A 10,405-nucleotide genomic window follows, 5' to 3' on the forward strand; every position below is an offset into this window, starting at 1 on the left:
TGGAGCCCGGCCTGTCAGGCGTGCCGCTTTTGGCTGCGGCTGTGCGGGCGGTTGGTGGGTGTCGGGCGAGGGATGAAACGCTTCAGTTGTCGATGCCCAGGTAGCCGCTGACGATGCGCGCCATCTCCACGGGCAGGCGCTCGTCGTCCAGCCTCAGCGGGCCGGGGTTGTTCAGCACCGCGTTGACCAGCATGCCGAACACCATCTGCATGGCAAACCGCACGCGCAGCTCGGCCTCGTCGGCCGGGCCGGCCAGCCGGGGCACCAGCAGCGTCACCAGCCGCTCGATCAGCGCCTGGCCGTTCTGCTGGTGTGGCAGCCATTGCTCGGGATGGGTCGTGGCGTGCTTGAGCGACGCGCGGATGATGCCGCGGTTGTTGCGGCAGCCGTTGACCATGAAGCGCATGGTCTTCTCGATGATCTGCCGCGCCGGCGCCTCCTGCCAGCGGTGCTCGGCCATGTAGCGCGCCACCGACTCGTCGGATTCGGCCATCACGGACGCCCGCAGCGCGTCGAAGTACGCCATCTTGTCGCGGAAGCGGCCGTAGAACGCGCCCACCGACACCTGGCAGGCGGCCGCAATCTGCGCCACCGACACCGCCGTGAAATCGCGCTCGGCCAGCAACTGGCGGCCCGCGGACAGCAGCGCGTGCTCGGTCTCGCGGGCGCGGCGCTGGCGCGGCGGCTGGAGGATCGACGTCGTGTCGACTTGCGGAAAGCCGGTGGCCGCGGCGGGGGCGGCGTTGTCGGCACTTTGGGGCGAGGCTGCTTGCATGGTGCGTTTCCGTATTCGAATTCGGATTCGGTTTTGCACCTTACTTTTGGCCCTGGAATGCCGTCAAGTCAGGGTTTACGCGCCGGATTTCCAATATCTGGAAATTGATTCCACTTTTTGACACTATCGCCGACAGGCGCCCACACTGGAATCAGGAGACGACATGCCCATGAACACCCCGGTCGAACAATTCATTGCCGAACGCCGCCGCGAAGATCCTTCGTTCGGCGGGCTGCTGGCCAAGGGGTTTGCGCTGCTGCGCTGCTTTGTCGACGATCCGCGCCCGCTGGGCAACGGCGAGCTGTCGCAGCGGCTGCAACTGCCGCGCGCCACGGTGTCGCGCATCTGCCGCACGCTGTTCGAACTGGGTTACCTGGACTGGGACCCGAAGCTCGACAAGTACTTCGTCGGCGCGCAGGTGCTGGCGCTGGGCTATCCGTACCTGGCCGGGCTGCCGGTGCGGCACCTGGCGCGCCCGCTGATGCAGGCGCTGGCCAACGAGGTGGAAGGCGCCGTGTCGCTGGGCGTGGCCCACCGGCTGGACGTGACGTACCTGGAATCGTGCACGCACCTGGAAGGCACCTCGGCGCGGCCGGCGGTGGGCGCGGTGCGGTCCGTGATGACCACGGCGATGGGGCGGGCGTTCCTGTGCACGCTGTCCAAGCGCGAGTTCGAGCAACTGATGATGCAGGCGCGCACCGAACGGCCCGACGAGTTCGCCGTTTGCTACGACACCGTGTGCCACAACGTCGCCCATTACCCCAAGCGCGGCTTCACGCTGAACGAGGGCGACGCCGGCGAGGGCATCCACGGCGTGGGCGTCTATTCGCGCATCACCTACCTGAACCGGCCGCTGCTGTTCAACTGCGCCATCCCGGGCCTGCGGGTACGGCGCGGCATGATGGAAAAGCGCGTGGCGCCGCTGCTGCGCGAGATGGTGCGGTCGATCGAAAACATGGCTGGCGTGGGACGCTAGCCGCCGGCGCGGGCCCGGTACGCCCGCATGGACAGAACGCCGTGGCACGTACCCGGCGTCATCAACGGAGACACCATGCTGGATCTGCAGCCCCTGCTGTGCCCGCGTTCGATCGCCGTGGTCGGCGCGTCGACGCAACCCGACAAGGTGGGCGGCGTGCCCGTCCGCCTGCTGGCCGAACTGGGCTACGCCGGCCCGGTGTACCCCGTCAATCCCGGCGCCGCCACCGTACAGGGCCTGCGCGCCTACGCCTCGGTGGCCGACATCGGCGCGCCGGTGGATCTGGCCATCGTGGCCGTGCCGGCGCCCGCCGCGCCCGACGTGATGGCGCAACTGGGCCAGGCCGGCACGCGCGCCGCCGTGGTCTTCACCTCCGGGTTTGCCGAAGTCAGCGGCGGCGACGCGCTGCAGCACGCGCTGGCCAGCCAGGCCCGCGCACACGGCGTGCAGTTGCTCGGTCCCAACTGCCTGGGCGCGATGAACCTGCGCGAGCGGATGTTCGCCACGTTCTCGCCCATCCCGTTGAGCGGCCTGCCGCCGGTGGGCGACGTCGGGCTGGTCAGCCAGAGCGGCGCGTTTGGCGCCTACGCGTTCGCGCTGGCCCGCGAGGCCGGGCTGGGCCTGAGCCATTGGGTCACCACCGGCAACGAGGCCGGCCTGCAGGTGGCCGACGTGATCGAGTGGCTGGCCGACGACCCGCAGACGCGCGTGATCCTGGCCTATATGGAAGGGGCGCGCGACGGCCTGCGCCTGCGCCGCGCGCTGGCTGCCGCGCGCCGGGCCGGCAAGCCGGTGGTGATCGCCAAGGTGGGCACCACGGCGGCCGGCGCCAGTGCCGCGCAATCGCACACGGCCAGCCTGGCCGGCGAGGACGCGGTCTATCAGGCCGTGTTCGATGAATACGGCGTGCATCGCGCGCATACGCTGGAAGCCTTCTTCCGGCTCGGCTACACGCTGGCGCGCGGGCGCCGGCCGGCCGTGTGGCAGGCGCCGTCGGGCATGCCGGCCGACGCGGTGGCGCCGCTGGCCATCGTCACGGTCTCTGGCGGGGTCGGCATCATGATGGCCGACAGTGCCGAATCGCTCGGGCTGCCGCTGCCGCCGATGCCGGACGCCGCCGCGCAGGCGCTGCGCACCGCGATTCCATTTGCCAGCACCGCCAATCCCATCGACGTGACCGGGCAGGTGGTGGCCCAGCCGCAGGTGTTCGTCGATGCGCTGGGCAGCGTGGCGCGCTGCGGCCAGTACGGCGCCGTGGCCGCCTTTGTGGCCGGCGCCGCCAACGCGCCGCGTGTGTGGGGGCCGCTCCAGGATGCCGTCACCGCGCTGCACGCCGATCCGCAGGCCGCGCCGCTGCTGATCTCGGGCGTGATGGACGACCAGAAGCGCGCCTGGCTGGAAGCGCGCGGCTGCCTGGTGTTCCGCGAGCCGGCGTACACCGTGGAAGCCGTGGCCGCGCTGGCCAAGGCGGCCGCGCTGGAAGCCGCCGCGGGTGCGCCCGATGACGCCGACGGCTCGCCGCTGGCGCCCGTGCAGGTGCCGGCCGAAGCCAGCGCGCTGTCCGAAGCCGAAGCCATGGCGCTGCTGGCCGATGCCGGCGTGCCGGTGGTGCGCCACGGCGTGGCCGGCGATGCCGATGCGGCGGTGCGCGTTGCCGAATCGATCGGCTTCCCGGTGGCGGTCAAGCTCTGCTCGCGCCACATCCTGCACAAGAGCGACGTCGGCGGCGTGGTGCTGAACCTGCAGGACGCCGCCGCGGTGCGCGCCGCCTTTGCGCGCGTGCAGCAGGCGGCGGCCGAAGCGCGCGATGCGCAGGGCGGCCCGGTGCCGTTCGAAGGCGCCATCGTCGCGCGCATGGCGCGGGGCTGGGGCGAGATCATGGTGGGCGTGCGGCGCGACCCCGTATTCGGGCTGGTGGCGCTGGCCGGCATCGGCGGCACGGCCGTCGAGATCTTCCGGCAGATGGCGTTCGGCCTGGCGCCGCTGTCGCGCCCGCGCGCCCGGACGATGCTGGAACAAAGCCGCGCCGCCGCGCTCTGCACCGGGCACCGTGGCCATCCTGCGCTCGACCTCGATGCCGTGGCCGACGTGCTGGTGCATGTGTCGCGCGCCGCCGCCGCCATCGGCGACCGGCTCGACACGCTCGAAATCAACCCCTTCATCGTCGGCCCGGACGGCCTGGTGGCGGCCGACGCGGTGATCACGCTGCGCTGAACGGCCAGCCCGCCCAACACGGAGACAACCGATGCGATCGATCTTTCGCAGGATGCGCCACGCCATGGCGTTCTGGATGGCCGCCGGCATGGCCGGCGCGACGCTGATGCCGGCCGCCATCGCGGCGCCGGCCTGGCCCGACCGGCCGATCCGGCTTGTGGTGCCGTTTCCGCCCGGCGGCGGCACTGACGTGATCGGCCGCATGCTGGCCGCGCGGCTGTCCACGGTGCTCAAGGGCACCGTGGTGGTCGAGAACGTCGCCGGGGCGACCGGCACGATCGGCGCCGCGCAGGTGGCCCGCGCCGCGCCGGACGGCTACACGCTCGTACTCGGCATCTCGGCCACCCATGCCATCGCGCCGGCCATCTTCCCGAAGCTGCCGTACGACCCGCTGCGCGACTTCGTGCCCATCGGCCGCATTGCGTACGGCGGCAACGTGCTGGTTGCGAACCCGACGTTCCCGGCGCATGACCTGCGCGCGCTCGTCGCCATGGCCCGCCAGCCCGGCGCGGACCTGGCCTATGGCTCCTGGGGCCAGGGCTCGGGCGGCCATCTCGCGGGCGAGAGCATCAACGTGTCGGCCGGCATCCGCCTGCGCCATGTGCCGTACAAGGGCGTGGCGCCGATGCTCAATGACGTGATGGGCGGCACGGTGCCGCTGGCCATGTCGGACTTGGCCGGCACGCTGCCGCTGATTCGCGCCGGCAAGGTGCGGCCGCTGGCCGTGACCGGCTCCGAACGCTCGGCGGCGCTGCCCGAGGTGCCGACGCTGGCCGAATCGGGCATCGCGTTCAAGGTGGATAGCTGGTTCGCGCTGTTCGCCCCGGCGCGCACGCCGGCCGCCATCGTCGAGCGGCTGGAAGCGGCCACGCAGGAGGCGATGCAGGACGGCGCCATCCAGGCGCAGATCGCCACCATGGGCATGCGCTACGCGCCGATGTCCCGCGCGCGGTTCGCCGAGCAGATGCGCGACGACGCCCGCGCGTGGGCCGCCCTCGTCAAGTCCAGCGGCGCCGCGCTGGAATGAATCCACGACACCAACCCAGAGGCTATTCCATGAACCATCCCGCGACGCCCCCCCTGGCCGCATCGCTGCACACCAGCCCGCAGGAGGCGCTGGTCGCCGCCGCCGCCGTGCCGCTGGTGCTCTACGGCTATCCGCTGATCGAGACGCTGCGCACGTGCCGGCTGCAAACGTCGGTCGACGCGCCCACGTGCTACGGCCGCGCACCCATGAACACGCTGTCCGCCAGCGAGCGGCCATGGACGCACGAGGACCGCGACATCGTCACGCCGGCCAACGACCTGCTGTACTTCTGCGGCTGGCTGAACCTGGCCGATGGCCCGGTGACGCTGCGCGTGCCAGCGCTGCCGGACGCGGACCGCTACTACGTGGTGGAACTGCTGGACGCCCACACCAACAACTTCGCCAACCTGGGCCCCCGCAACGTGCCGGCGGCCGGCGCCGACGTGCGCATCGTCGGCCCGGGCCAGCAGGCCGACGGGCCGCACGTGGTGCAGGCGCCCACGTCGCTGGTCTGGGTGCTCGGCCGCGTGCTGGTGACGGGCGCCGAGGACCTGCCGCAGGCCCATGCCTTCGAGCAGGGCTTCGAAGTGGTGCAGTACCCCGGCACCGCGCAGCCCGCCAGCGTGGCGAGGTGGCAGGACACCGGCGACGCCGGCGTGGACTTCTTCCAGAACCTGTTCCGGGCGATGCGCGACTTTCCGCCCGCGCCGGCGGAGGCCGGCCTGTTCACGCTGCTGCGCAAGGTGGGGCTGCGGCTGGAGGACGAGGTGGAGATCGCCACGCTGCGGCCGGCCATCGTCAACGGCCTGCGCAGCGCCTACGCGCAGGGCATGGCGCTGATCGAGGCCCATACCCGCAGCCAGGGGCACAAGGCGTGGGGCTACAGCCTGCGCCTGGGCACCTATGGCGACGACTGGATGCTGCGCGCCTGCACGGCCATGAAGGGGCTGGGCGCGCTGCGGGCCGACGAGGCGGTCTACGCGATGGCCGATTTCGATGCCGGCGGCGAGCGCCTGCACGGCCGGCATCGCTACGTGCTGCGCTTTCCGGCCGGCATGCTGCCGCCGGCCGACGCCTTCTGGTCGGTGTCGCTGTACGGCGAGGACCGCTATTTCACGGCCAACGCGATCGGCCGCTACGCCATCGGCGATCGCACACCGGGCCTGCGCCGCGATCCGGACGGATCGCTCGCGATCGACATCGGCCACGCCCGGCCCGCCGACGACACCAACTGGCTGCCGGCGCCCGACGGCGTCTTCTACCTGATCTTGCGGCTCTACCACCCGACGCCGGGCTTCATCGCCGGCGAGTACCGCATCCCGGCCGTGCAGCGGATTGGCTGAAGACCCCTCTAACAATAATCAGGAGACACGAGACATGCCGCACCCCACCGACGACGTCCAGCAACTGGCACGCGACGCCGTGCTCTACACGCTGCCGCTATACGAGATGGCCCGCATGCGCGCGGCCACCTGCCCGCGCCGCGACCGCGCCGGCCGCTTTGCCGGCGACGGCCCCGAGAGCACGCTGCGCTGGATCAACCACCTGATCCACACGCGCGAATTGCTGGGGCCGCAGCATCGGCAGGTAGTCACGCCGAACAACGACACGCTGTACACGAACGCCTGGCTGGACTTGTCCCGCGAGCCGGTGGTGCTGGACGTGCCCGACTTCGCCGGCCGCTACTACGTGCTGGGCCTGCTGGACGCCTATACCAACCCGTTCGGCTACATCGGCAGCCGCACCACGGGCACCGGTGCGGGCCAGTTCCTGCTGCACGGTCCGGGCTGGCATGGCGAGGTGCCGGCCGGCATGCGCGCGGTGCCGTGCCCGACCGACGCAGTCTGGATGATTGGCCGGCTGCTGGTCGATGACGACGCCGACCTGGCGGCCGCCCACGCGCTGCAGGACGCCATCGCGCTGAAACGCCTGGACGGTGCGTTGACCACCGCCGCAAAGCGCGCCGCATCGCCCAGGTGCTCGCGCGGCTGCATGCCGACGTCGAAGGCAAACGCGGCCGGCGCCCGGCCGGCCCGTTCTACGTGGCGCTGCGCCTCTACGTGCCGCAGCCGGCGCACCTGGACCGCACCTACCGCTATCCGGCCATCGAGCCGGTCAAGGAGCCATCATGACGCCCTCGCAACAGACCCGCCGCCGCCTGCTGGGCGCGCTGGCACTGGCCGGCGTGGTGCCGCGCGCGTTCGGCGAGGCATGGCCCGCCAAGACGGTGCGGCTGGTGTCGCCATACGGGCCCGGCGGCTCGAACGACACGTCGGCCGCGTGCTGGCCGAAGCGCTGAGCCGCAAGTACGGCCAGCAACTGGTGGTCGAGAACAAGCCGGGCGCCGGGACGCGCGTGGCTAGCGAGTCGGTGGCCCATGCGCCAGCCGACGGCTACACGCTGCTGTGGGCCGCCGCGCCGTTCGCGATCAATACCGGGGCCGGGCTGAGCCAGCGGTTCGACATCCACAAGGATTTCGTGGCCGTCGGGCCGCGCGTGCTGGGCCCGATCTTCCTGATCGTCAACGCCGCGTCGCCGGTCAGGACCGTGGCGGACTTCGTCAAGATGGCAAAGCAGAAGCCGGGCGGCGTGACGTTTGCGTCGCCGGGCGTCGGGTCCGGCCCGCACCTGACGGCCGAACTGTTCGCCGCACAGGCGGGGTTCAAGGCGCTGAACGTCCATTATCGCGGCGATGCCACGGCGTACACCGAGCTGCTGGCCGGCCGCGTGGACGCGACGCTGACCGCCATCACCACCGCGCTGCCATTCATCCAGGCCGGCAAGCTGCGCGTGATTGCGGTGGCGGCCGACGTGCGCACGCCGGTGTATCCGGACGCGCCGACGTTTGCCGAGCAGGGCGTGGCGGAGGTGGTCGGCTACGGCTGGTTCGGGATCGTGGCCCCGGCGGGCACGCCGCCAGCCATCGTCCAGCAGATCAACCACGATGCCAGCCAGGCGCTGGGCGATCCGCAGGTCAGGCAGAAGCTGCTGGGACTGGGGCTGCAGCCGGCGCCGGGCAGCAGCGCGGACTTTGCCGGTTTCATCGACGCCGAGGTCAAGAAGTGGGGCGCGCTGGTCAAGGCGCGTGGGATCGTGCTGGAGTAGCGCGCGTCAGCCCTGGCCGGCGGGCTTGCGGGCCAGGGTTGCGCACTGACCGATCACGCGCTGGACGCAGCAGGCGGTGCCGCTCCATTCGCCCCGGCTGACGTTGCCGTCGGCGCCGGCTACCAGCTTGCGCTGGCACTGGGCCACGCGGGCCGGCGGCTCCAGCCCGGCGTCGCGCGGGCCGCTGCCGGGTGGGCGCGCCACCGGCATCTCTTCGGTCCAGACATAGGCCGTACCACCCGGCACGGTCTGCACGGCCTGGGGCGGCCCCCACTGGGCCTTGGCCTGCTCGACGGGCGCGCCTTTCCAGGAATCGACGATTCCCTGCATGGCGTTCGACTCGATGCTGGCGCAGGCCGCCGCCAGGGCAATGGTGCCGGCAGCGAGAAGAATGGCGCGGAATGAGGGCGGGCGGGGCGACGCGGGCATGGCGGCTCCATCGAGAGGGCGGGGCTCCCGTGGCAGCCTAGCTGACGCGGGCGGCGGATGGCAATGTGTGGATGTGCGCCGCCGCACCGATTTTTCAGCCGAACAGCGACGGCTGGCCGAGCGCGCGGGGCGGCTCCCGGCGGGCGGCCGGGCGGGGCAGGGCGGATCGGTCGGCACGCAGCGGGGCGGGCTCGGGGGCGGTCAGCGCAAATTCGCGCACGGCGGCCAGCGGCACGGCTGTGGCCTGCAGCCGTGCCAGATGCGGCGCCAGTATCTGATAGGTATCGATGTCGAAGCGGGCCGGGGCGGCGGTCAGTGCCTGGGCGTCGTCCAGCGTCGCGGCCGTGCCCAAGTAGCACCAGTCCTCGATGACGTGCCATGGCTGCCCGGGCTGCTCGCCTTCGCGCCACGCCACGGCGCCCGCGAACGGCCACGGCGTCAACGCCAGCGCGTGCATCGCGGCCGCCAGGCGCAGCCGGTGGTCGGCGCGCGATTCGTGGCCCGTGCACGCGCCCGCGCAGCGGTGAAGTTGCCGGGCGAAGCACGGATTGCCGCGCCGCGCGGTGGGTTCCATCATCAGCGTGACCTGGCAGAGCTGCTCGGTCTCGGCCAGCTCCCGCAGCCGGGCCTGGGCGCCGGTACGCGTGGCGAATACGCCATAGAGGGCGGCATGGCGGCTGAAATCGACGTGGCGGTCCGAGCGCAGCCGCGGCGCGGGCAGGCCATCGACCAGTTCCCAGGCGAACAGCTCGCCTGCGTGGCGTAGCTGCTGGTTGTGCAGCGGCCGCAGGGCCTTGACCAGATGGGCCTCCAGCAGCAAGGCGCCGATCTCGCCGCCGGTTTCGCGCCAGTCCACGCGGCGCACGGTGCGCGCGATCCGCATTTCCTTCGGATTGGCATGGTCGCCGGAAAAGTGGGCGCGGATGCGCTGGCGCAGATGGATGCTCTTGCCGACATAGAGCGGCGCGTCGTCGTCGCCATAGAACAGATAGACGCCGGGGCGGTCTGGCACGTCGTCGAGCGCCGTCTCGCTCAGGCCTGCCGGTAGGCTGGCGTGCTTGACCAGTGCCTTGACGGCCGATTCCACCAGATCGACCGAATAGAGACCGTGGATCTTCTGCCAGAACTGCCAGAGCAGCTCGGCATCGGCCAGCGCGCGGTGCCGGCCCTTGGGCACGAGGTTGAACCGGGCGATCAGGGCGTCGAGGCCGTGGCGCTCCACCGACGGGAACAGCGAGCGGGACAGGCGCAGCGTGCACAGGACGTCGGCCCGGAAGGTCACGCCGGCCCGGCGGAACTCGTTCTTCAGGAAGCCGTAGTCAAAGCGGGCGTTGTGGGCGACGAACAGGCGGCCCTGCAGGCGCTCGGCCAGCAACTCGGCAATCGACGCAAAGGTGGGCTGGCCGCGCACCATGTCGTCGGTGATGCCGGTCATCCCCTGGATAAAGGGCGGGATGCTGGCTTGGGGGTCGACCAGCGTGTCCCACTGGTGGATGCCGTCAGGGCCCACTTCCACCACGCCGATTTCGGTGATCCGGTCGCGCTGGGCGTCGGGGCCGGTGGTTTCCAGATCGACAAACACAATCGGGCGCGCGAGCGCGGCCGCCAGCGCGTGGGCGTCGAGGGCACCCGCGTCGCGGCTGGGCAGGCGTTCGGGGAGATAGGTAGCGGGTTCCGCGGGCGTCGTCATGCGGCGATTCTACGGGATCGGAAAATTCTTTTGCGAAACCCCTTGCGCAGGTCGCCGGGCTCCTCTAATATTCGCCCCCTCGCAACACGAACCGCGCTGCAAACGCAGCAGTGACAAGGGTTGCGGGGTTGATGGGGGTTGGAGTTGGCGGGGTTTGCCAGCGCCGGCCGGCAGAAAAAAGTTCTGCGA

The 10,405-nt window shown here is 71.3% G+C and carries 7 protein-coding genes and 2 pseudogenes; 6 read left to right on the forward strand and 3 right to left on the reverse strand.

Features of this window, described 5'->3' with window-relative positions; all coding sequences use genetic code 11:
- Positions 1-82: 82 nt before the first annotated feature.
- Positions 83-775 carry a TetR/AcrR family transcriptional regulator gene (locus QTN24_RS19810; RefSeq protein ID WP_124685519.1) on the reverse strand — a complete coding sequence of 231 codons (693 nt, stop codon included), beginning with the start codon at positions 773-775 and terminating at the stop codon, positions 83-85.
- Between the two features lie 169 nt (positions 776-944).
- Here QTN24_RS19810 and QTN24_RS19815 point away from each other — a divergent pair, with 169 nt between their 5' ends.
- From QTN24_RS19815 to QTN24_RS19840, 6 genes and pseudogenes are all read left to right on the forward strand, one after another.
- Positions 945-1,751 carry an IclR family transcriptional regulator gene (locus QTN24_RS19815; RefSeq protein ID WP_124686691.1) on the forward strand — a complete coding sequence of 269 codons (807 nt, stop codon included), beginning with the start codon at positions 945-947 and terminating at the stop codon, positions 1,749-1,751.
- Between the two features lie 75 nt (positions 1,752-1,826).
- Positions 1,827-3,965, forward strand: coding sequence for an acetate--CoA ligase family protein (locus QTN24_RS19820; protein WP_313839193.1), 2,139 nt, complete (start codon positions 1,827-1,829; stop codon positions 3,963-3,965).
- Positions 3,966-3,996: 31 nt separating this feature from the next.
- The gene (locus QTN24_RS19825; protein WP_313839195.1) at positions 3,997-4,992 is read left to right on the forward strand and encodes a tripartite tricarboxylate transporter substrate binding protein; all 996 of its coding nucleotides are present in this window, start codon (positions 3,997-3,999) and stop codon (positions 4,990-4,992) included.
- A 29-nt stretch (positions 4,993-5,021) separates the two neighbouring features.
- The gene (locus QTN24_RS19830) at positions 5,022-6,335 is read left to right on the forward strand and encodes a DUF1254 domain-containing protein (protein ID WP_313839197.1); all 1,314 of its coding nucleotides are present in this window, start codon (positions 5,022-5,024) and stop codon (positions 6,333-6,335) included.
- A 115-nt stretch (positions 6,336-6,450) separates the two neighbouring features.
- Positions 6,451-6,858 (forward strand): annotated as a pseudogene (locus QTN24_RS19835) (DUF1254 domain-containing protein); the annotation flags it as partial.
- Between the two features lie 262 nt (positions 6,859-7,120).
- A pseudogene (locus QTN24_RS19840) lies at positions 7,121-8,097 on the forward strand (Bug family tripartite tricarboxylate transporter substrate binding protein).
- Positions 8,098-8,103: 6 nt separating this feature from the next.
- On the opposite strand, the gene QTN24_RS19845 reads toward QTN24_RS19840, so the two are convergent.
- Both QTN24_RS19845 and QTN24_RS19850 read right to left on the reverse strand, forming a co-directional pair.
- Positions 8,104-8,526, reverse strand: coding sequence for a hypothetical protein (locus QTN24_RS19845; RefSeq protein ID WP_313839198.1), 423 nt, complete (start codon positions 8,524-8,526; stop codon positions 8,104-8,106).
- A 94-nt stretch (positions 8,527-8,620) separates the two neighbouring features.
- The gene (locus QTN24_RS19850; RefSeq protein WP_313839199.1) at positions 8,621-10,216 is read right to left on the reverse strand and encodes an exonuclease domain-containing protein; all 1,596 of its coding nucleotides are present in this window, start codon (positions 10,214-10,216) and stop codon (positions 8,621-8,623) included.
- Between the last annotated feature and the right edge of the window lie 189 nt (positions 10,217-10,405).

Source organism: Cupriavidus sp. SZY C1 (assembly GCF_032190535.1).
Taxonomy (GTDB): Bacteria; Pseudomonadota; Gammaproteobacteria; order Burkholderiales; family Burkholderiaceae; genus Cupriavidus; species Cupriavidus pauculus_C.